Annotated in this window: 20 protein-coding genes; 7 read left to right on the top strand and 13 right to left on the bottom strand. The window is 50.4% G+C overall.

What is annotated here, in order from left to right:
- Positions 1-319 precede the first annotated feature (319 nt).
- Positions 320-1,048 (bottom strand): nuclease-related domain-containing protein, encoded by a 729-nt coding sequence (locus tag MKY59_RS04750; RefSeq protein WP_339276287.1) that lies wholly within the window; start codon positions 1,046-1,048, stop codon positions 320-322.
- A 305-nt stretch (positions 1,049-1,353) separates the two neighbouring features.
- On the bottom strand, positions 1,354-2,244 hold the full coding sequence (locus MKY59_RS04745) for an NAD(P)-dependent oxidoreductase (protein ID WP_339276286.1): 891 nt from the start codon (positions 2,242-2,244) through the stop codon (positions 1,354-1,356).
- A gap of 201 nt (positions 2,245-2,445) precedes the next feature.
- Here MKY59_RS04745 and MKY59_RS04740 point away from each other — a divergent pair, with 201 nt between their 5' ends.
- From MKY59_RS04740 to MKY59_RS04730, 3 genes are read left to right on the top strand one after another with little or no spacing between them, the layout of a single operon-like run.
- Positions 2,446-3,570: an endospore germination permease gene (locus MKY59_RS04740; protein WP_339276285.1), complete on the top strand. Its 1,125-nt coding sequence runs from the start codon at positions 2,446-2,448 to the stop codon at positions 3,568-3,570.
- Positions 3,539-5,041, top strand: a complete 1,503-nt coding sequence (locus MKY59_RS04735; RefSeq protein ID WP_339276283.1) for a spore germination protein — start codon at positions 3,539-3,541, stop codon at positions 5,039-5,041. Before MKY59_RS04740 ends, MKY59_RS04735 begins: the two co-directional genes overlap by 32 nt.
- Complete coding sequence (locus MKY59_RS04730) at positions 5,038-6,201, top strand: Ger(x)C family spore germination protein (protein WP_236420976.1); 1,164 nt, start codon at positions 5,038-5,040, stop codon at positions 6,199-6,201. Before MKY59_RS04735 ends, MKY59_RS04730 begins: the two co-directional genes overlap by 4 nt.
- A 273-nt stretch (positions 6,202-6,474) precedes the next feature.
- On the opposite strand, the gene tnpB is transcribed toward MKY59_RS04730, so the two are convergent.
- Both tnpB and MKY59_RS04720 read right to left on the bottom strand, forming a co-directional pair.
- The gene (gene tnpB, locus MKY59_RS04725) at positions 6,475-7,668 is read right to left on the bottom strand and encodes an IS200/IS605 family element RNA-guided endonuclease TnpB (RefSeq protein WP_339276282.1); all 1,194 of its coding nucleotides are present in this window, start codon (positions 7,666-7,668) and stop codon (positions 6,475-6,477) included.
- Positions 7,669-7,953: 285 nt separating this feature from the next.
- Entirely contained in the window at positions 7,954-8,319 is a 366-nt protein-coding gene (locus MKY59_RS04720) for a hypothetical protein (protein WP_339276281.1), read from the bottom strand.
- Positions 8,320-8,406: 87 nt separating this feature from the next.
- On the opposite strand from MKY59_RS04720, the gene MKY59_RS04715 reads away from it, so the two are divergent.
- Entirely contained in the window at positions 8,407-8,952 is a 546-nt protein-coding gene (locus tag MKY59_RS04715) for a hypothetical protein (protein ID WP_339276279.1), read from the top strand.
- Between the two features lie 429 nt (positions 8,953-9,381).
- Here the strand turns inward: MKY59_RS04715 and MKY59_RS04710 are convergent, their stop codons facing one another.
- Together MKY59_RS04710 and MKY59_RS04705 are read right to left on the bottom strand one after the other, a co-directional pair.
- Positions 9,382-9,597: a hypothetical protein gene (locus tag MKY59_RS04710; protein ID WP_236420979.1), complete on the bottom strand. Its 216-nt coding sequence runs from the start codon at positions 9,595-9,597 to the stop codon at positions 9,382-9,384.
- 155 nt (positions 9,598-9,752) lie between these two features.
- Positions 9,753-11,042 (bottom strand): galactokinase family protein, encoded by a 1,290-nt coding sequence (locus tag MKY59_RS04705; RefSeq protein WP_339276276.1) that lies wholly within the window; start codon positions 11,040-11,042, stop codon positions 9,753-9,755.
- Between the two features lie 366 nt (positions 11,043-11,408).
- Here MKY59_RS04705 and MKY59_RS04700 point away from each other — a divergent pair, with 366 nt between their 5' ends.
- Positions 11,409-12,698 carry an MFS transporter gene (locus tag MKY59_RS04700; protein ID WP_339276274.1) on the top strand — a complete coding sequence of 430 codons (1,290 nt, stop codon included), beginning with the start codon at positions 11,409-11,411 and terminating at the stop codon, positions 12,696-12,698.
- A 201-nt stretch (positions 12,699-12,899) separates the two neighbouring features.
- On the opposite strand, the gene MKY59_RS04695 is transcribed toward MKY59_RS04700, so the two are convergent.
- The 4 genes from MKY59_RS04695 to MKY59_RS04680 form a co-directional block, all read right to left on the bottom strand.
- The gene (locus MKY59_RS04695) at positions 12,900-13,400 is read right to left on the bottom strand and encodes a copper amine oxidase N-terminal domain-containing protein (protein ID WP_339276272.1); all 501 of its coding nucleotides are present in this window, start codon (positions 13,398-13,400) and stop codon (positions 12,900-12,902) included.
- A 205-nt stretch (positions 13,401-13,605) separates the two neighbouring features.
- Positions 13,606-13,875 (bottom strand): helix-turn-helix domain-containing protein, encoded by a 270-nt coding sequence (locus tag MKY59_RS04690; RefSeq protein WP_339276271.1) that lies wholly within the window; start codon positions 13,873-13,875, stop codon positions 13,606-13,608.
- Complete coding sequence (locus MKY59_RS04685; protein WP_236420984.1) at positions 13,856-14,035, bottom strand: YvrJ family protein; 180 nt, start codon at positions 14,033-14,035, stop codon at positions 13,856-13,858. Before MKY59_RS04685 ends, MKY59_RS04690 begins: the two co-directional genes overlap by 20 nt.
- 3 nt (positions 14,036-14,038) lie before the next feature.
- On the bottom strand, positions 14,039-14,662 hold the full coding sequence (locus MKY59_RS04680) for a sigma-70 family RNA polymerase sigma factor (RefSeq protein ID WP_339276270.1): 624 nt from the start codon (positions 14,660-14,662) through the stop codon (positions 14,039-14,041).
- A gap of 441 nt (positions 14,663-15,103) precedes the next feature.
- Between MKY59_RS04680 and MKY59_RS04675 the strand changes: the two genes are divergently transcribed.
- Positions 15,104-15,691 carry a hypothetical protein gene (locus MKY59_RS04675; RefSeq protein ID WP_339276268.1) on the top strand — a complete coding sequence of 196 codons (588 nt, stop codon included), beginning with the start codon at positions 15,104-15,106 and terminating at the stop codon, positions 15,689-15,691.
- A 139-nt stretch (positions 15,692-15,830) separates the two neighbouring features.
- On the opposite strand, the gene MKY59_RS04670 is transcribed toward MKY59_RS04675, so the two are convergent.
- A complete protein-coding gene (locus MKY59_RS04670; RefSeq protein WP_339276266.1) occupies positions 15,831-16,604 on the bottom strand; it encodes a hypothetical protein in 774 nt (257 codons plus the stop codon).
- An 83-nt stretch (positions 16,605-16,687) separates the two neighbouring features.
- Between MKY59_RS04670 and MKY59_RS04665 the strand changes: the two genes are divergently transcribed.
- On the top strand, positions 16,688-17,407 hold the full coding sequence (locus tag MKY59_RS04665) for a hypothetical protein (protein WP_339276264.1): 720 nt from the start codon (positions 16,688-16,690) through the stop codon (positions 17,405-17,407).
- A gap of 485 nt (positions 17,408-17,892) precedes the next feature.
- On the opposite strand, the gene MKY59_RS04660 is transcribed toward MKY59_RS04665, so the two are convergent.
- Together MKY59_RS04660 and MKY59_RS04655 are read right to left on the bottom strand one after the other, a co-directional pair.
- Positions 17,893-20,337 (bottom strand): DEAD/DEAH box helicase family protein, encoded by a 2,445-nt coding sequence (locus tag MKY59_RS04660; RefSeq protein ID WP_339276262.1) that lies wholly within the window; start codon positions 20,335-20,337, stop codon positions 17,893-17,895.
- Complete coding sequence (locus MKY59_RS04655) at positions 20,321-20,647, bottom strand: nucleoside triphosphate pyrophosphohydrolase (RefSeq protein WP_339276261.1); 327 nt, start codon at positions 20,645-20,647, stop codon at positions 20,321-20,323. Before MKY59_RS04655 ends, MKY59_RS04660 begins: the two co-directional genes overlap by 17 nt.
- Positions 20,648-20,656: the final 9 nt, after the last annotated feature.

Below are 20,656 nucleotides of genomic sequence, written 5' to 3'. Positions count from 1 at the left end.
AACAGACCGCGTTTTCAGCGATCGACATTCAAATCGAGCTTCGTTGACCGCAATAGTAAATCACACTAGGTCACTACGAGTGCAGTACCATCTCCCAATCGCTATTATCCCCAGATTTTTTCGAATCCCTTTTTTCAAAGGGAAAATCCAGTGAACAGTCTATGCTTCCGATGCAGCTTTCTTTCAGAAAGCTTTTAAGCGACCGTTTTGCTTGTTCAGTTTGGTTCTGCCTCTCCGTTAACGTGTGCATGTTTTTTGCGGTTTATATAGTCTAAAAAAAGCGCCATTCTCCTTGAAGAGAATGGCGCTGATGCCCAGCTTATTTGATCCCTTTGGCTTTCTCCATATGCTCTGCACGGATCTCGGAGTTCGTTGCATTGGCCGCGCACAACAACTCATGAATCGTTTGAATATCCTGTTCCGAATATCCCTTTCCCGTAGATTCGGTCTCCAGTTTTTCCGTTTTGCGAACGATGGTTTCTACCAACTCGTGATCGTAGACGACCAGTTCATCGGATTGCATGTAACGGACATCCGGGTCTACGCTAATGCGGCAGCGATTCGTAAACGTGACGACGGAGACGATTCGTATGCCTGCGTAATCGCCGAGGTGCGCCTGAATGGCCTGAACATGTCCCCGATGCTGCATGAGCGGGTTGTACATCTTGACTTTGCTGGTGCTGACCGTCCAATTGGCATCCCGCCGACCGCCGCGAATCTCCCCTGTCGTCATGCTGCGCGTCTCGATCACGAATACGCACCTCGGGCCAATGACGACATGATCCACCTGCGAATATCCCGAACGGGACTTGGAGTTGGGCACAAGCAGGTCGTTCAGGTGTTTGTAGCCATCCGGCAGAAGGTTTAACCGCTCGGCCGTTCTTGGCTCCTCGATGGCACTTAACCATTCCGAATCGATGCCCTTTCGCCGGCTGCGGGAACGTCTTAATGCTGCCGGGGCGCTTTCTTTGAGCGAACGTGTCGAAACCGCGACACTGTCGGCCGGCGCTGGTTGCGTCTTGAACAGAGACAGGATTCTCTTGAACATGGGCAAGCTCCGTTCTATAGGGAATATGAATCATGAAAAACTGGTTTATTATGTAAATACATTCGAGCAAACCGTATGTAGATCCTTCATTTCTTATTTCGGATGATTCGCGGCAAAATTAAAGGGGAATTTCCGATTTTGCCCGGTTTTTTTACGCATACCTATGAATATTTAAACAATTTTGTGACTTTTGACTCATATTTGTGCGAAAAAACGTGTCCTCATGTTTTTATAAGGACACGTTTTTAGAGATGCAATTCATTTTCCAGTTCAAGATGCTTTCGGAAAACAGACCTTGCTAATCTTTAAGCTTGCAAGTAATACGTATATAACACCTGAGTGCCTTTTTCGTCGAGTCCGTTCCGGGCTATTTCCTGATACAGCGACTCAGCCAGCGCCAATCCAGGCGTTTTCATGCCCATGGCCTTGGCAGACTCCAGTGCAATGCCCATATCTTTAATAAAATGCTTCACGAAAAATCCAGGCTCATAGTCGCCTGCAATCATGCGGGGACCCAGGTTGCTGAGCGACCAGCTGCCCGCTGCTCCCGTAGCAATGCTTTGGAGCACGTTTTCGGGGTCCAACCCGGACGTTCTGGCGTACGCCAACGCCTCGCACACCCCCATCATGCCTGAAGCAATGGCAATTTGGTTGCACATTTTCGTATGTTGGCCTGCCCCTGCTTTTCCTTGCAGCACGATATTGGTTCCCATGCACTCGAACAACGGACGTACGGCTTCGAAATCTTCCCTTTTACCACCAACCATGATGGACAGCTTTGCATCGCGGGCTCCGATATCGCCGCCCGATACAGGCGCATCCAGCACATGCAGCCCTTTCGATTCCGCAGCTTCCGCGATTCTCTCAGCGAGCAGCGGGCTGGAGGTGGTCATATCGATCAAAAACGTTCCGGATTTGGCGCTGTCCAGCAAACCGTTCTCTCCCAGGTAGATCTCTTCCACATCTTTCGGGTACCCGATCATGGTAATGACAACATCACATGCGGCGGCAAGGCTCGCCGGCGTATCATGCCAGATGGCACCTTCCTTCACCAGCTCTTCCGCTTTGGAAGCGGTTCGGGTGTACACATGAAGTGGATAACCGGCCTTTTGGATATGTCGGGCCATACTTTTGCCCATCACGCCCGTACCGATAAATCCGACATGCGTCTCGCCAGGTGTTTTCGAATGGATCATCGCAGGTTTCCTCCCATTTTCTCTATGTTTTGCTTGGATGCTTGTTCAACACTTGCTTAGTTCAATGTTATAGCTTTTGGCCGCTTCCGTCCATCCTTTGCAGCCGCTCCACATTAAATACATCATGCAGGAATTGAAATTCCATATGCTGCACATCCTAACGCATACTTCCTTGATCTCTTTCGAAAGGAGGCTGCGTCCTTGAACCACTCCAAAAACCAGATTACCATCTGGTTGTCCTTTTCCATCATTTTGCTGAGTGCCGGCCTCGTGTGCCACGTCTTGTCCATTTCGGCGATCCTGGAAACGGCAGGAAGGGACGGTTGGCTTTCCGTCGTGGCTGCCGCGCCGCTCTTCATGCTGTTCCTTTGCATGCTGTTCATTATCGTTCGCCGAATTCGGGGTCAGCGATTGACGGACTGGATCAGTCGCGAATTCGGCATCATTCCTTCATGGATTTTTCGGATTACCGCCGTCATTCTGCTGCTGTCCTTGGGCACTCATACGCTGTATGAAACGACCAACTGGACGGTGTCGACCTACCTTCAGTTCACTCCGCCATACGTTCTGGCCGGGGGCGGAGCGCTCGTAGCCGCCTGGTCTGCCGCCAAGGGCATTCGCTCGATTGCCATGACCTCCAGCCTGTTGCTGCCCTTCGTCATTCTCCTGGGTTATTTTGTCGCGTCCGCCAACTTGAAGTACAAGGACTACTCCCTGCTGTTCCCGCTCATGGAAAACGGATTTGAGCCTGTCTGGAGAGGCATGTTCTATTCCCTTGCCGGATTGATGGAGATTTGGATTCTCATGCTGTTCCAGCATGACATCCGGGGCAAGATCCGCTGGTGGCATTTATTGCTGCTTGGTTTGTTCATTCTCAGCATGGCCATCGGGCCCACAATCGGCGCCATCGTTGAATTCGGTCCCGAGGAAGCCGCCAAGCAGCGCATCAGCCCTTATGAGCAGTGGAAGCTCGTGAACATCGGCAAGCTTTTGCAGCACGTTGATTTTCTATCCATTTACCAATGGCTTAGCGGTTCCTTTGCCAGACTTGCCATCTCCATTTACTTAATGGTGGACCTTCTGGATATTCGCAAGCCAAAGAAACGATACATCGCCATTTTATCCATCGCCTGCATGATGAGCGCAATGGCCATGCAATGGTGGCGGATCGACTATGTCGACTATTACGTAAAACACATTCAGTTTCCGGCCATGCTCGCTTACGTGTCCATCGTAACGATTCTGTTGACCCTGGCAGCGCTCATACACCGAAAGGACAAGGAGGTACCGGATCATGGCAGTCACGACTCCATCCAACACAAATAACCGCGCCGAACCATTCCGGTTGAACGAACATAACCTGCGAACATTCTTCTCAGGCTCCGACGACGTAATCATCGCCAGCCACATGATCGGGGACGCTCCTGCCCAAATCGTCATGGTTTATTGCAGCGGCATGGTAAACAGCAAGGAGATCCAAGAGACCATTCTGCCCGCCATGGTCGATGCCTACGAGGATACCCGCTTCCTTCGCGTTTCGGATATCGAAAAAGCCGTGCGCATCCAGTGGACGCGCCTTGATTTGCAGGACCCGGCTTTCGGCACCGAACTGATGTCCGTTCGCGTGTTTGAAGGCCACATGCTCATCGCAATCCCTTCCCTGCAGGCGATATGGAGCATCGACATCTCGAATATGCCGACCCGTACCCCGGACGAGTCCTCGACCGAGGTATCCATTCGCGGAGCCAAAGACGGATTCATCGAACCGATCGCGGTCAATGTGGCCCTCATCCGCTCGCGTGTGCGCACCGCCCAGCTTGCCTGCAACTTCGAAGTCATCGGCACGCGGTCCCCGACGAAGGTCGCGCTCATGTATCTCAAAAACATCGCCAATCCGGAACTCATCGAACATGTCCAGAACCGTCTTCGGCATATCAAGACCGAACGGCTTATCACCGCCAACCAACTGGAAGAATTGTTGTCTCCCTCAAAAGTCACGCTGTTCCCGGTAACCCATTATACGGGGCGACCTGACTTTGCCGCCGAATGCTTGCTCAACGGACGTTTTATTCTGATCGTGGACGGAAACCCAAGCGTCATTATCGGTCCGGTGAACCTGTTCCTGCTGCTCAAATCGCCGGAGGATGCCAATTTCCCTTTCCTGTCGGTGAACACGGGGCGTTTGCTGCGCTTTTTTGGCCTGCTGACCACGATCTTCCTTCCGGGTTTCTATATCGCGCTGACTTCGTACCATATGGATCAGCTTCCGTTTCCGCTCGTCGCCACCATCTCTGTCGGACGGATGGGGCTGCCTATGGAATCCGGTGTGGAAATGTTCCTGATCATGCTGTTGATGGAGCTGTTCCGGGAGGCCGGGGTACGTTTGCCCAGCGCGATCGGGCAGACGCTGACCGTCGTTGGCGGCCTGATCATCGGGGATTCGGCCATCCGCGCCGGCATGGTCTCGCCGCTGATGATCGTCGTCATTGCGGTCACCGTCGTCGCCGGAGCAACCGTCGTCAACCAGGTGATGACCAGTTCCGTCCTTATACTGCGTTTCCTTTGTTACGTGCTCGGCGCTTCTCTGGGCATTTTTGGATTCATCCTGTCACTGATCCTGTTCCTGATCTACCTGACAGACCTCAAATCGTTCGGCATTCCCTACTTGACGCCATTGACTCCGCTGAATTTCAAACAAGCCGTCGCGGCGCTCTTCAAGCTGCCTAAAGGGTTCAACAAACGCAGGCCCGTCTATCTGGAAACACAGGAGCCGAACAAGAAAGGAAAGCGGCCATGAAACATATGCTGCGCAGAAGTTTGCTTGGCATGGTGTCGTTGTCCCTGTGTCTTCTTACAAGCGGGTGCTGGAGTTCATTCGAAATTCAACAAGTGGATTACGCCAAAGCATTCGGCATCGACTACAAAGACGGAATGTACCATCTATACATGCAGTCCCTGGATTTTTCAAGCATCGCCAAAAGCGAAGGTTCCGGCAAAACGTCTTCGCCGCCTCCCGTATGGGTCGGCCATGCCGAAGGCAAAACGCTAAGTCTTGCCCTGAACGAGCTGTTCCGAACATCCCAGCTGCACATCGCGTGGGGGCACGTCACTTCCATCGTCATGGCCGAGAGCGTGTTGACCAGCAAACATATTAAAGAAGTTTTTGATATGGTGGGGCGTTTTCCCGAATCCAGATATACGGTCTGGGTATACGGCACGCGGGAGCCTTTGGAAAAAATTTTGAGCGCAACATCCATCTACAACTTGAGTCCGCTGGACAGCATTCTCCATAATCCGCTGCCAAGCTACATGGAAGAATCCCTTTTTCCTCCAGTGCTCGGCTTTCAGCTGATCGCCACGCACAACGATCCGGCAACGACCACCTATTTGCCATGTATCGCGCTGAATGACAACCATTGGACGGAGAACGAAAAGAAGCAAGATCTGTTTTATATCGAAGGGGCATTTTTCGAAAAGTCGGGTTCCTCGTTCGAGTATTTCCCCCATAGCCAGCTTCCGGGCTATCATTGGCTGCGGAAGGACATGAGAAGGGCTGCCCTGCTCCTGCAAAAGGACGGCGAAATCTACGGCGCGTTAAGCGTTGGTCTGCCCAAGATCAAAATCAAACCGATCGTTCAAGGAAACCACGTTGCGTTTGATATCAAAGCCAAGTACCTGACCGCGTTGTACGAATATCTGGTGCCTATCTCGTATGACGAAATGGTCGCGATGAGCGAGGTCAAGCTGCGGGAGCAGATACTGCAAACCTACCGCCACGGCTTGAAGCGAGGGATCGACATCTTCGGGCTGGAAGAAGAACTGTACCGCCAACATCCGAAGCTATGGCGCAAGCTGTCCAACGACGGGAGCAGGCTGATCATCGATGAAGACTCCATCCGGAAACTCGACATTCACCTGACGATCCCATATACCGGAAAATATAAAAGAAAAGTATAGCTTCATCCTGTTGATACCGGATCGGCTCGGTATCCAGGAATAGCAAAACACCCCCATATTCATTGGACGCAGGCCATGACAGGGGGTGTTGTATTCGTTTGGGACGGAACGTTATGGCATGGACCGCAAAGATCATCAGGCATGGAATAACGAATCGATCTTGGTAACCAGCAGGCTGGCCATCGGCCAGAGCCACGGAACATGTATAACCCAATAAGGGGACTTGAATCTCCCGGCCTGATAACAAATCCCGCATTGAACACTCCCACCACTTTAGCCTTCGCTTGAAGTGGGGGATTCTTGGGTAATCGAACCCCTTGGTTCGAAGTGGACCAAGCGATCCCTGTGGTCCCCACAGTTCTCGGGCGATATGACGATTGATATGGCAACATCCTTAATGTTTCGGGCTGCATTGACATCCCGATCATGGAGGGTCTCGCAGGATGGGCACACCCATTGCCGTACCGAAAGATCTTTCACCTCTCGGTGTAGCGCTCCGCATACATGGCAGGTTTGACTTGTCGGAGCAAACGTATTCGCAATCTTGAGGGTACGCCCGTACCATTCCGCTTTATACGTGAGCTGCCTTCTGAACTCACTCCAGGACGCATCGGCGATCGATTTGGCCAGCTTGTGATTCTTGAGCATGTTAGACACCTTTAAGTCCTCGATACTGATCGTTTGGTTTTCACGAATCAGCTTGGTGGACAGCTTATGCAAAAAGTCATGGCGGATATTCGCCATTCTCTCGTGGATCAGGGCGACCTTCCGTTTGGCTTTTTGCCAGTTGGAACCGTCTTTCGTACGCCGGGCCAGCCTCCGCTGCCAGCTCGCCAACTTCTTTTCATACCGGCTCCAGGCTTTCGGATGAGTATCCCGCATACCCTCGGAGGATACCGCAAACGTTTGAAGTCCCAGATCGATCCCTACCGATTTTTCGTTACCCGGCAAGGGCTCCATCTCCACTTCACAGACGAGCGAAACAAAATACTTCCCCGCGGCATTTCGCCGTACCGTCGCCGAGAGAATGCGTCCTTCACAGGGGCGGGAGTTTGCAAACCGCAGCCACCCCAGCTTGGGGAGCTTCAGCTTATTTCCATTCACAGCGATATTTCCATTGGTGTATCGGGTAGTGTAGCTTTGCACTGGATGTTTACGGTTTTTGAAACGTGGAGCCAGCGCCTGCTTCTTGAAAAAACGATCAAAGCTATCGGCTACATGCCGAACAGCCGATTGTAGGGCAATACTATCTGTTTTTTTCAACCAAGGATGTTCTTGCTTTAGATCTGGAAGCTGCGTGGCACAAGTATGGTACGACAAGCCCTTGCCCGTGGCGTCAAACGTATCCTTCCATTGTCCCAGAAAATAGTTGAACACAAAACGGCAACATCCAAACATCTGATGGATCGACTGCTGCTGTGTACGATCGGGGTAGATCCGATACTTGTATGCTTTATGGAAGAGCATGCCACACACCTCCGTTCTTGCAGTTATTATAGCACATATGTTCGGTTCTGAATGAAAAAAAATGGCGATTCATCCTTCACCTAAAGCTGACGCTTTTGAGAAGGGGGTCTTCTCGCCTGCAACGATAAACGAACAATTTCTCATTTTTCCTCTGGCTCATATGTACCTCCCGATGCTCTTGCACAACTTGCAAAACTTCATTAGAACCCGGCCTGGCATCGCTTCATAGCTTGAGTTAACCCTTCGAGCTTGGAAAAAGTCATCTGCACCTAGCCATGCTCTAACTCACTGCATGTTGTAATACTGCATGATCCTCATGCGCGTAGTCAGGATCAACAGCTGCGGGAGCATGACCACGCCTACGTAGACCAGTACGATCAGCCACAAATGCGCCGCAAAATTCTCCGCTCCGGCGGAAGGTTTGGGAACCTCGATAAAATACCACCAGCATGGGATGGCGACCAACCACGTCAGTGCGGTGGATATGAAAAACTCTTTGATCCCCTTCCACAAAAAACAAAACGCAACCCCAAAGACGATGGGTCCCTCCCATGAATGCAGGATTGGCCCGAAGCTGCTAAACCAAAAGATTGTTGCCGGGTACAACAGCGTGATTCCCCAGCGGATCAGGGGATGCTCGTATAGCTTCATCTCATTTCCTCCTTTTCGGTCCCGCGCGCATAATTTCCATTATGCGGTTCATACTACGTTCAGGAAGATATTGAGGGAGTGACCAAGGTGAAATCCAGAACATGGTTGACTGCCGGAGCAGTAATCGTCTGCTGTACGCTGCTCTGGGGATGTACGAACACAGACCGCAGCCCGTCCCCATTGGCAAATAACGCGGACGTTGTCCAGCCCGAAGGTTTCGGCGATCTGAAAAGGTTGGAAGCTTCCCACCTGGAAGCGCTGGAGCGCATGGAGAAAGACCACATTCACCGCATGGTGTCCCTAAGCGCCCGCACCGACGAGGATCGCGTCATGACCGTGCTCGATCGTTCCAGCCAGAAGCTGGAGGAAATGCGGCCGTTGGCTGAAATGCTGCAATACCAGGGACATCCTGCCCTTTTGCAGCGTATTCAAGAGATGTCCAGCGACATCCTGGGCTCCCAGACTGTTCTTGCCCAAATGAAAAAGGTCGCAAACGACGGCAGCATCAAGATCCAATCGTCTAAAACGGATGCGCTGCAACACATCAACAGCTTCAACGACTATCATCGCTATATTCGGGAAGAGGTTCAGACGCTGAGCGGCGAATCCCAATCATCCAACTCCGTCCGTTGACGGATTGGATTCGACCATGAACAGATTAGGTGGGTATGGTGCATTCCCGTCTAATCTGTTTTTGCATGCACATGCGCTGATCTTGTAACATAACCCCCGACAACCCGCTCGGTCCCCTATTATAGATCATCTATACCCGCCAAGGTAGCTGGTCATCCAAAAACAGGAAAATAGTCACCGTATCATTCCAATTAGAGCTGTGGCTCATTGGATGGGTATAGGCTGTTGTTACCAGAATCGGAGTTGGCTTAACGAACCTGACACGTCTTATTTGGCCTGTTTGTGCCTGCGATCATTTCTAAAGAACCTGAGACACGTTATCCGTGCAAAATCAGCTCCGGATCGCCTACTTTGGTGCATATAAGCTCGCTGATGTTCGTTAGAAATTCGGGACTGTCCATTTCCCCGAAATAAGGTTCCTGATGTTCGTTAGGCCTGCACCGCCGCTTCAAGATTCATTCCGGTCGGCTGCAAAAAGAGGCCCTCTCCGCTGTCGATCCCGTATTCAGCATCATGCCAACGGACGTTCACATCGGCCATCGGAATGATCTGAGCAGGATGCTCCATGACGAGCGATACAGGGAATACCGTTCCCCCATCTGCCAGCACGCACGCATTCTGCATTTCGTAGATCGTCGGAATCATCGCTTGTCACCCTATGGTAAAAATCCCCGAGCATACCACATCCCTATTCCGCCCGTCCCCCTTGCCTCAGTGAAGCAACTTAACGAAAAAACGGCCTGGACTGGAAAGTACCAGTCCAAAACCGCTCTGATCGGACGATGCGATATAATTATGGATTATGCCGAAAGTACGGCATTCAAACAGATTGCGCCATGTTCGCGCACGTTGACCACGATGACCGGCGTATCCAGCATGCCGCGCATCCAGTTCATGTACTCTTCGGCCTTGTCGTTCGGCACGATCGCCAGAATAACGCCGGCGAAACCGCCGCCATGAACGCGGCACGCGCCATCGCCCAATTGGGCCAAATAGTTCTCCGTCAGCGCAAGCGCGACCGAGATTTCCTGTTCGCGCACGGCACCGCTCTGATATACGTTTTGCAGCCATTTCCACGAGGAGTTGCCCGATGCCGTAATCAGGGACAGGAAGTCTGCGAAACGTCCTTCGCGCAGAGCCTGCACCTGACCGTCCACGCGTTTGTTCTCTTCCAGGAAATGAAGCGCGCGCAGCACCGCCCGGTCCCCGGCCGCTTCGCGTATCGCAGGCAGCTTGGCGTAGATGTCTTCCTCCGAAATATCGCGAACGTACTCTCCGCCGAGCGCCTCGGCCACCGCTCTCATTTCGTTCGGCACGGAGGCATAATCTTCGGTCAGGTCGGCATGGTTGCCGCCCGTATTTACGATGACCAGAGAATAACCATTCTCCTGGAAGTTCCAGTTCACAGGTTCGATCACAGGCTCGGCTGCATTGGCAAAATCGATCGAGATCAGTCCGCCGTACGCACATGCCATCTGATCAAGCAAGCCGGACGGTTTGTTCCAGAAATTATTTTCCGCATACTGTCCGATCTTCGCCAGCGTCACGACATCCAATCGGCCTTCATTGTAAAAATGGTTCAGTATCGTGCAGATCAGCATCTCGAACGATGCGGAAGAGCTCACGCCGGACGCCGAAAACACGTTGCTGGAGATGTCCGCCTGGAACCCGCCAACGTTGTATCCGAACTCCACGAAGCCCGCTGCCATGCCGCGGATCAGCCCGGTTGTTCCATCGTCTTCGCTGTTGGGCTTCAAATCCGCCAGATCGATGACGTACTTTTTGTCGTATCCCTCGGAATAAAACGTAATCACGGCGTCGTCCGTCGGCACGGCCACTGCAATCGTATCCAGCGTAATGCTGCCCGCAAGCACTTTCCCGTGGTTATGGTCCGTATGGTTGCCGCCGATCTCGCTGCGTCCTGGCGAACTGAATAATTGCACTCCGTCCTGTGCGCCAAAATGCTGCCGGAACGACGCATCCAGCTTCTCGTAACGTGCCGCCTGCTCCTCGACGTGCTGCGCTCCGTACATTTGGGCCAGCAACGCTTGTCCCTTTGCCGATCTGATGATCTCTGTGATCTGTGTCATCTGTGTATTCCTCCCGTTTCATATGTAAGCGGTATAGTTTTGGATTATCCATGTTGTTCTGGTCGAAAAAATATCGCGTTTACCTCCCCCATTATCTCAGCTTCCGAAGGGAAAAGGTAGGGCAGTTTTGAAATTTGTAAGCGTTTTTTGAAAGATGTGTCCGAAAGGGGACTTTATGGTCCAGAACATACCTCTAGGCGACGGTCCGGCAGCTTCCGGAAGCTGCCTTCGGGGAATGGAACAGGTGTCCTTGCACGGAAAAAGCACTTGAATGCCTTCCCGATATCCACTAAATTTGTATTTAATGGAAACTGGGACTTGCAGCCTCATTTATGGGATACATACTTTTGAACATGGGAGGTCTTGATGAAAACCAAAACGAACTACGCCAAGCTCTTTGCCGCGTTCTCCATCACGTTCCTGGGGGACGGTCTCACCATAGCGGCAGTGCCTTGGCTGATTTCCACCCTCACCAGTGATACGCTGTATGCGTCCATCACGATGACCGCGTTACGTCTGCCCTGGCTGCTTTTCAGTTTGCCCATCGGCGTCCTGATCGATCGCTATTCACGCAAACACCTGTTGGTCGGTGCCGGCATGGTCCGCATGGTCCTGCTTGTTTTCATGACCTTGTGCGTATGGAGCGGATGGATCAGCATTCCGGCGCTGGCCCTGTTTATGTTCGGCATCGGCGTCAGCCGGGTCATCTTCGACAGCACCGTGCAGACGATCCTTCCACAGATCGTGGATGAACGCAAACTGGAAAAATCTAACGGCCAGTTTACCGCAGGCCAGCTGATCACGAGCGACATTCTGGGCGTGGCGCTGGGCGGGTTCATTCTCGGCCTGCACATCGTCTTTCCTTTTGCCATCGATGCGGTTACAGCGGTTGTCGCGGTCTTGCTTCTGATCGGATTGAAAGGGACCTTCACACCAGGGCAAACCGCCAATCTCGATGTACCGGCTGCGCCGGAGCATGGACAATCCTCCAAGCCTGATCGGCCCATGACCAACTGGCGGCGGGAGCTTGGGGAAGGCATTCGGTACGTGATCCAGGATCGTTTCCTTCGCGGCTTGGCACTGCTATCGGTTACCGTGACCTTGATGTATGCCGTCATTTTGTCGACGCAAATCTTTTTCGTGCGGGAAGTGCTGCATCTCGAACCGCATGCGTTCGGCATGCTCATTGCTATTGCCACCGTGGGCAGCATTATCGGCAGCCAGGCCGTAGCCCGGATGCGCAACCGTTGGAACGCCAAGCAGCTTATCTTGCTATGCGTACTCAGCATGGGCGTAATCTATGGTCTGGTGGGCCTTACTACGAACGCTTATGCCGTGGGGGCATTGTACTTCTGCGCGGCCTTTTTCATCGTCGTTTACAACGTGATCCGTTCCTCCATCCTGCAGCGTTCGGTGCCCAATGAGCTGTTGGGCCGAGTAGGCAGCGTGTTTCGTTTTCTTTCGTTCGGCATTAGCGCCATCGGTACGTTTCTCGGCGGATTATTGGTCCGGGTTAGCGAAAACTGGCTGGATCGGGAACTCTCCTTGCAGCTGCCCTATCTGTTGCTGAGCGCAGTCTACCTGCTCTCCTGCTTGTTGTTTGCGGTGAATTTAAGAGGTTATTCCGAACAAACTAACCACGCCTCACGAATGTGATCCGAATAATCATCCATCGTGCATAGCCAAAAACCTTTGAGTTCTCGCTGCTGCCTGGAGCGAATCATCAAAGGTTTGATTTGCGTACCTATATAAACCGCAAATCACAAATCACACCAGGCCACTCTGAGTGCAGTACCATCTTCCGATCGCTGTTATTCCCCAGATTTTTTATCAAATTCCCTTTTTCCAAGGGAAATCTCATTGAATGGTCGACATTTGTGCCGAAATGGACACGCTGCCGTCCTTCACGACCACCTCGTTGAAAAATGGCCCAAACAAGGAAGCCGGCACATACGTAACGCCTTTATGCGTTTGGACCGGCGCGGGTAGATCCACTTCTTGCGTCAGGTTAATGATCTTCAATTTCCCGGTAAATTGAACCGCTTGGCTGCCGCTTTTCACCAACGCCCATTGAATGCCGTCTTCCACGCGAACCGCCTTCTCTGCCGGCATCCAACTTACGGTGTACCCCAACGCCTCTGCCGTTTGGCGCAAAGGAACCATCACCGCTCCTTGTACTTCATAGGGCGAAAGAGCGTGGCCGTCCGGCTCCACGATTTTTCCGTTGACCTTTAACGTGTACGACGGAGAAGCTTTTCCCGTGCCGGCGTTGGACGCTTTTGCTTTCGCTGCATACGCGGCGCCTGCCACCGTGACCACGCAAAGTGCAGCGAGCAGCATATAATACACTTTTTTCATGTTACGCCTCCTCTCTATGATTTCCATCCATGGTTGTCTTCCTTTATAAACGGGATTATACGGCGTTTTGTTTCATCATGATGATCATGGAGACCCCTTAACTCATCATAACAACAAAACAAAGGAAAGCAGGGCCGCAACCTCCCTACTTCCTATGTATTTTCCAAACTGCATGGGTTGGACCGAAGCAGACTCTCCTCTACCTTTAAGAAGAACCATCGGATTGTTCCGTAAGAAACAGTTGTTTGCAGAACTCCGCATACGTCGGAACCTGATCCAGCTTATAATTCATGATTTTGACGATCAACCCTTCCACAATGGTCTGGGACAGATCGTCCCGTTCCTGCGGTCTGACCTCGCTCCTCATCTTCTGAATAACCGGTTGAAAGGCGTTGATGATGCGCAGCATGCTATCCCGATCACCACGCTGTGCTTTTTGAACTTCATCATAGAACTCAATGTTTCCTGGATTCATCTTTAATCACCGCTTTGATGACTTCGATCAGATTCCCTATGTTCAGGGAAAGCTGGTCCAGCTTTTTTTCGAATCGTGTGAACAAATACAACGTGATCATAATGGGGAAACCGACTTGACTGATCCCTGCGATTAGCGTCGAAATAGAACTTTGGTCCATCGCTTATTCCCCTCTCGCCAGTATCGTTTTCATTTTTTTCAATGCCGCGTTTCTCGTCTTCGCTACAGCCTGTTGGCTGACCTGAAGACTGCTGGCAATTTCATGATCGAAATATCCTTGTCCGTAATATAATGTCGTCACTTTCTTCTGTTTTTCCGTCAACCGCTCAAATGCCGACTCCACCTGTTCGTTCTCAAAACCTCCCCTGAACCGAATCGTCTGCTCATCCGTCATCGGGGCTTCATATGAAGCTTGATATGCAGTTATCGTTTCCCCAAGTCGCGTGTCCGAATCCTCCGCGGATGGTTTGTCATAGATAAGCACATTGCGGGTGGCATAACGCTGATTGCGCCTCATCTGATCCAAACTCATGAATTTGAGCGAAAGCGTAATGTACGTAATGAACCGGTATTGGAACAAATAACGCCGAAACGACTCGTTCAGTTCTTTTTCCTTCCCCTCCTCGCCTCTGATCGACTGGATTAACAGCCTTTGGTGCTTTTCCTGCTCAAAAAAGGTGGCAACGACCCGGTTCGTAAATAACGCGGGATGCTGCTGTTTGTACTCTTCAAACTGTGCGCTCCATGTTTGTGTGACGTAATCGCGATGTCTTTCCAGGGTGCTCATCCGACTCCCCCTCCTTCATTCTTTATATATAAGAAGGCGAAATTCAATCCCTTAAAAACAACCAAAATAAGAACATCTGTTCGTTTTATTATACTATATTTTTTTCCATTATGTACAAAATAAATAAGCAGCAGACGAAGTTATTTGCATCTTGGTAACCCATTTTCCGCTAGCGGCACGTCTGTTCGTAAGTTGCTCCTTTTTAAGAAATAAATTACATGTTATCCACTTCTATGGGTTATAGATGATGTAAAATCATCTTTGTAAAATACACGAGCATTTAGAAAGGAAGCGATTTCAATAATTTTCAAGAAACCTTCGTTTGTCCTAAGCTCCATAGCTGCAGTAAGTATTTTGTTATCCGGATGTGGTACTGAGAGTTCAGAAAAGCCTATAGATCAGACCGAGAGTACATCGACGGAGACGAATAAGAGCAGTGAATTGAAAAGTCAAAATCCAAAATCGCCCTATGCTAATGTAGTTAAAATTGATTCCCATCAAGAACATCCGACTGTTCGAGCCCGGATAGATACAGATCACGGTGAGTTATATGTTGTTTCCAAAGGAAAAGAAGCGATTGGCCATGTCACTACACCAAGTGTTCTAGGGAGTGAAGGAGACTTCTTTTATCAAGGTAATTACTCCGTGATTTACAAACATAATGAAGAGATAAAAGAAATAAAAGAACTACAGCAACTTGTGTTTATTCAACCTTCTGACCAACCTATTTCCTTCGAGAAAATCAGCTTTGAAGCCATGGACGTTTTCCTGCTCACTCCTGAATATACCTCTTCAAGAGGGTATAATTCTTATGCTTTTGGCATTGATAAAGAAAGCGGAGAAGCATTTGCAATCACATTTAAAAATGCTGAAAAAATTCAGGAAACGATCAATTATGAAAAAACGAGTACTCCCGATAATGAAAGCGAAAAGCTGGTCGTAACCACGAGAAATACAGAAGGACAAGGCGATACATTAACTACAACATATAGCTTTAATAAAAACAGTAAACAGTTCGTTGCAGAATAGATAAGCGTAAGAACGTGTGAACCCGTAGATCGCTAAACCTTGGGAACAAGGAAAAGAAGCTAATGCAATTAAAAAAGGACATCAGCCCGGGCAAGGGCCAACGTCCTTTCATCGATTTTTTTGCTGCATGGAATGTTTATTATTCACGAGGAAACTCATCTAACTGATGGCTATCATCCAGTTGAATCTCCACCTTCTTGATCTTGCGACGTTCCGAGGATAACCAGTCTTTGATCGCGTTAAAATCACTGGTATCCAGGGCTGCCGTTTCGAGATCGAATCGATCGTTGTTGATCCATGCATAAGACAGGACTGGCCATGTCGGCTTCAACATGAACTGCTTTTCAAGATCAGGCGATGCATATCGAATCACTTTAAAGGAGTCTAAATCCACTGCAACGATAATGTGCCGGACAACCACACCGCCTTCATCGTTGGCATACCGAAACAGCATTTTATCATGATCGGGAGACAGCTTGTAATCCTGAAAAATGCCAACAGGCATCGTTAAACTATCGGTATGTTCGCCATCGGTTCGGATCAGGATCGTGGAGCACGCTTGGGTTCCGCAGCTATACTTCAACATCGCATACGTTTCAGCAGTAGCTACAGGAAGCTTCACAAACTCCGTGCGTGTAATCTCTGCTTCAGTATTTTCTTCATTCAACAGATACTTCTTATACTGCGGGATGTCGTTAAGCCGTACTTTGAGGGATGTATCATCGTTTTTGAATTCCACGACATCAGGCAAAGAAGCCGCTGCTGAGTCGTCAGATCCGGACCCAAGTCGTTCCATGTGTACCGCGCTTGTTTCGGCGGCCTGACTTGTTGTCATGGTGCTTGTATAGACCCAGATCAGACTCCCTGTACCAATCATAAAGAAGACCAAGAAAGCAAGGGCATATTTTTTCATCGAACATTTTCTCCATTCCAGGTTGTTTTACGCCAGACTTCATTCGCTTTATGAGTATTCCCAAACATAAGGAGATGAAGCACATGGCACTGACAGACAGCTTGAAAGACAAATTGTTGAGAAACACCGGATTCTTTGAGGGTAACAACGGTTACTCCAACCTGAGCGGCAATTTTGACGGGCAAGGGTTATCCTTCGGCATCATCCAGTACAATTTTGGCCAGGGCAGCTTGCAACCGCTGCTGAAGGAGTATATCCAGAACAACGAAACCGAGTTCAAAGGCATATTCGGCACCACCAAGGCAGCAACCTTGAAAGACGTCGTCCTCAACAAAACGAAGACTCAACAGATTGCTTGGGGGGACAGCATCTCTACAAGCAGCGGCGGGGTCGTCTCTGAATGGAAAAGCCTGTTCGAAGCGATGGGCGCCAAATCGGCAAACCAGGCATTGCAGCGCAAGCATGCTCAAAGTTATCTGGATCGCGCCGTTGCCTTCGCCGGAAAATTCGGCATCGTGAGCACGCAAGGCCTTGCCTTCCTGTTCGATCATGCCGTTCAGTCCTGGAGCCTTGATGGCGAAAGCTCGATTATTTCCGAGATCACGTCGCTTGAGAAAGCTTGGAGAAATTCCGGCGAAACGGGCCGCTACCCTGACAAAGACCGTCTGTACTCCGTCTTGAAAGGCGTCAAAGGTTCTGACCCCATCGCCCGCAGAACGGCGATCCGCAACGGTTCGGGGACAGTGCATGGCAAAAGCTATAATATTTCGTCCTTCGGATTGTCGTACTCGACCAATTTCTAAGCGTATCAGGCGGGACACCCCTCATTGGGGTGTTTTTCCAATTTAAGTCATTATATAATACGGGATTCCGATTGGGGTTTCAGTTCGGTATCAAAGCCGCAAAGAAGAAAACCAATATTGTAACTATTCGTAAACAAATTGGAAATAGATTAGATGGAAAAAAGCCCAACCTTCGAGAAACGAAGATCGGGCTTGGTTATGGTGAATTTGTTTAAATGGGGATTTCCGAGACTTTCACTATTTATATAAACCGCAATAATAAATCCCACTAGGCCACTGCGAGAGCAGTTCCATCTTCCGATCGCTGTTATCCCCAGATTTTTCGAATTCCCTTTTTCAAAGGGAAAATCCGGTGAAGCTTATGCTCCCGATGCAGCTTTCTTACAGAAAACTTTTAAGCGACCGCTTCGCTTCTTCAGATTGGTTCTGCCTCTCCGTTAACGTGTGGATGTTTTTTGCGGTTTATATAGATTAAATCTTTCTTTCTACTCTTGCACGCCTCGTTCGAAATACGCATGCAATCGATACAGGCAAATGTCCTTCGTCCATTGATATAATATTTTGCGTTCCGCGTCATCATGAACCTGAATATTCAATGAAAAAACGCCGTCTTCGAAACGGGTCATGCTTCCTTTGGCCCCGCCCCACTTGGACATCGGCATATCGGCTATCAGCTTCTCTACCTTCGCTGCGGTTTTCTCATTCCATTCCCATAACGACAGCTTGTCTTTGTCCGCAAAGTCCTTGCGTTTCCGATACTCTTTCTCTATCAGATAGTTATGGAAAAACGAAGCCACCTCGCTCGGCGTAATCGGATCGAGCCAACGTTCCTCGCCACGCTCCAGCATGTAGAGCAGCACGACCATTTTATAGCTTTTGTTCATAAGCGTCTTCTCCACGTCTTTCAGCCAGAGCTCCTGCCGTACATAGACTTTGATCTCATTGGCAGATAGCAGCTCGGCCCAATGCAGAAAACCGACATACGAACCGAATTCGCTCCGGTACCCAATGCTCGGGGATTGTCCCATAAGATGCAGCTCAAGGTACGTAGGGATGCGGCCCAACTCTTGCTTCACGTCCAAAAAGTCCTTATGAAGCTTCTCCCGGCGCGGAAGCCGCTTGCGGCTTAGCTCCTGAAGCAGGTTGACCACCCGCGTATCCAAATGAATCTCGCAGTTGGCCGGGACTTGCGGGATGGCAGAATCAACCCTTTTCTCATCCGAATCCTCGTTTGCACGCGCATCCAGCAGACTCAGCTTCACATCCGCATTGCGGTAGTTCCCGATCAGGTCAATAATGACGCAATGAGACTTACCTTCGGCAAGACGCAGCCCTCGGCCCACCTGTTGAGTAAAGATCGTCAACGACTCCGTCGGCCGCACGAACAGCAGCGTGTCCACGCTGGGGATGTCGGTTCCTTCGTTGAACAGATCTACGGTAAACACAATATCCAATTCGCCCTCGGCCAGCTTTCTTATCGCTTCTTCACGGGACATTTCCGTCGTACGGGAATGCAAACTGAGCACGTTTACCCCCTGGGCTCGGAAATACTCCCCCAAATAGTTCGCCTGCCGGATCGAAGAACAAAAACCGATCGTGCGCGTTTGCTTATGCTCCATCCAAGCAGCGTAAATTTTCTCGGCATACGTCTCGTGGAGCTGAGCCGCCATCAACTGCTCTTCATCATAACGCGTCCCGATCCAGCGGATTTGCGAATAATCCGTATCGTCGAATACGCCATAGTATTGAAACGGCGACAGCCATCCTCTCCGGATTGCTTCGATAAAATGCATCTGGTACGCCACATTGCCATCGCACAGCGCATAGACATCTTTGCCATCCAGTCGGTCCGGCGTTGCCGTAATGCCGAGCAGGAATTGGGGACGGAAATATTCGATGACATTGATGTACGTTTTGGCTGCGGCATGATGGAACTCATCTACCACGATCAAGTCAAACGCATCCGGTTCGAATGCGCTTCGGTGCTTCTGCATGCTGAGGGTGTAAATAGAGGCAAAAACGCAGTCGGCTTCGCCATCCTTATGCTGCCCGTTGTAAATGCCATGGCTGCGGTCAGGCATGATCTGCTGAAATGACTTTTTCGCCTGGTTCAAAATCTCTTCCCGATGCGCCACGAATAACACACGCTTAAACCGCTCAGCGAAGAATCCTGCCAAATACGTCTTCCCAAGCCCGGTCGCCATAATAACCATTGCTTTGTCGTACTGCTCTTCCATGGTGCTATGCAAAGCTTCTAATGCGTCGATCTGTGCGAAACGCGGCTGAATCGGTACAAGAGACACCGTTGTGGCTACCTCTTCCGTTTCCTCGACATGTCCCACCCTGATCTCGGCTTCCTCCATTTCGGTGATGCGCTGGATCAGTTCAGGGTTCCGCTGGTGATATCTCTCATACTCTTCTTCATACAACGCGATCGAATCGGGATTTACGGGTAGAGTCGTCTCATGGTAGAAACTCTGCATGAACTTGTCCAAGGCCATCTGAAACGTATATGGCTCTGCCTCCGCATTCATCGCAAGATTCCATTCATATCCTGTCTTCAGGGCTGTAAACGAAAAGTTGGACGAGCCGACAATCAGCAATCCTTCGCCATTGTCGTGATCGAACAGATACGCTTTCGGATGAAACGATGTCCCCATGCTCCGCCATAGCCGAACCTCGATCCGCGGGTCCACTTCACACAACGCCCTGAGACCATTCGGCTGCGTAATATATAAATAGTCCCCTGCAAGCATCCGCACCTCTGCTCCGCGTTCGGCAGCCTGTTTAAGATGCGGAGCCAGCAGCTTTACCCCGGATTCCATAATAAACGAGGTCATGATATAAATCCCGGATGCGATATGCACCCGGGCAATCAGTTCATCTGCTAGATTGTCGGTAATCAGTTTGACATTAAGCTTCGTCGACATCGATCAAATACACCCGTTCCTGAAATCCACCGCGCGCCTCTGCTTTGTCCGCCCGCAGCTTGTCCAGCTGTGCCGCATTCGCGCCGTGCACCTCAGCTAGAGAACGAATTACTTCCAGCATGTCGGCGAGTTCCTCCAATGCTTCCTGATCGTTCTTTGCGCTAAAGTATTCGTCAGACTCCTCGCGCAGCTTCGTGCGCAGCTCCTGCTTGTACTCTTCCGGGTCCAAGATGCGTGTGCGGGATTCTTTCCCGCTAGATGCAATAATATGCGGAATTTTATCCCGCACCAATTTGTTGTATGTAGGCATAAGGTATGA

Origin of the sequence: Paenibacillus sp. FSL W8-0426 (assembly GCF_037969725.1) — a bacterium.
Lineage (GTDB): Bacteria > Bacillota > Bacilli > Paenibacillales > Paenibacillaceae > Paenibacillus > Paenibacillus hubeiensis.
The sequence above is the reverse complement of the archived record's forward strand: the minus strand, read 5'-3'. Positions and strand labels throughout refer to the sequence as shown.

What these genes read in the sequence shown, in the direction of transcription:
- MKY59_RS04690 (WP_339276271.1), bottom strand. Translation starts at nt 13,875, where the DNA reads ATGAATCCAGGAAACATTGAGTTCTATGATGAAGTTCAAAAAGCACAG.
- MKY59_RS04685 (WP_236420984.1), bottom strand. Translation starts at nt 14,035, where the DNA reads ATGGACCAAAGTTCTATTTCGACGCTAATCGCAGGGATCAGTCAAGTC.
- MKY59_RS04665 (WP_339276264.1), top strand. Translation starts at nt 16,688, where the DNA reads ATGGCACTGACAGACAGCTTGAAAGACAAATTGTTGAGAAACACCGGA.
- MKY59_RS04655 (WP_339276261.1), bottom strand. Translation starts at nt 20,647, where the DNA reads ATGCCTACATACAACAAATTGGTGCGGGATAAAATTCCGCATATTATT.
- MKY59_RS04735 (WP_339276283.1), top strand. Translation starts at nt 3,539, where the DNA reads ATGGCAGTCACGACTCCATCCAACACAAATAACCGCGCCGAACCATTC.
- MKY59_RS04695 (WP_339276272.1), bottom strand. Translation starts at nt 13,400, where the DNA reads ATGAAAAAAGTGTATTATATGCTGCTCGCTGCACTTTGCGTGGTCACG.
- MKY59_RS04700 (WP_339276274.1), top strand. Translation starts at nt 11,409, where the DNA reads ATGAAAACCAAAACGAACTACGCCAAGCTCTTTGCCGCGTTCTCCATC.
- MKY59_RS04670 (WP_339276266.1), bottom strand. Translation starts at nt 16,604, where the DNA reads ATGAAAAAATATGCCCTTGCTTTCTTGGTCTTCTTTATGATTGGTACA.
- tnpB (WP_339276282.1), bottom strand. Translation starts at nt 7,668, where the DNA reads ATGCTCTTCCATAAAGCATACAAGTATCGGATCTACCCCGATCGTACA.
- MKY59_RS04720 (WP_339276281.1), bottom strand. Translation starts at nt 8,319, where the DNA reads ATGAAGCTATACGAGCATCCCCTGATCCGCTGGGGAATCACGCTGTTG.
- MKY59_RS04750 (WP_339276287.1), bottom strand. Translation starts at nt 1,048, where the DNA reads ATGTTCAAGAGAATCCTGTCTCTGTTCAAGACGCAACCAGCGCCGGCC.
- MKY59_RS04730 (WP_236420976.1), top strand. Translation starts at nt 5,038, where the DNA reads ATGAAACATATGCTGCGCAGAAGTTTGCTTGGCATGGTGTCGTTGTCC.
- MKY59_RS04660 (WP_339276262.1), bottom strand. Translation starts at nt 20,337, where the DNA reads ATGTCGACGAAGCTTAATGTCAAACTGATTACCGACAATCTAGCAGAT.
- MKY59_RS04745 (WP_339276286.1), bottom strand. Translation starts at nt 2,244, where the DNA reads ATGATCCATTCGAAAACACCTGGCGAGACGCATGTCGGATTTATCGGT.
- MKY59_RS04705 (WP_339276276.1), bottom strand. Translation starts at nt 11,042, where the DNA reads ATGACACAGATCACAGAGATCATCAGATCGGCAAAGGGACAAGCGTTG.
- MKY59_RS04710 (WP_236420979.1), bottom strand. Translation starts at nt 9,597, where the DNA reads ATGATTCCGACGATCTACGAAATGCAGAATGCGTGCGTGCTGGCAGAT.
- MKY59_RS04680 (WP_339276270.1), bottom strand. Translation starts at nt 14,662, where the DNA reads ATGAGCACCCTGGAAAGACATCGCGATTACGTCACACAAACATGGAGC.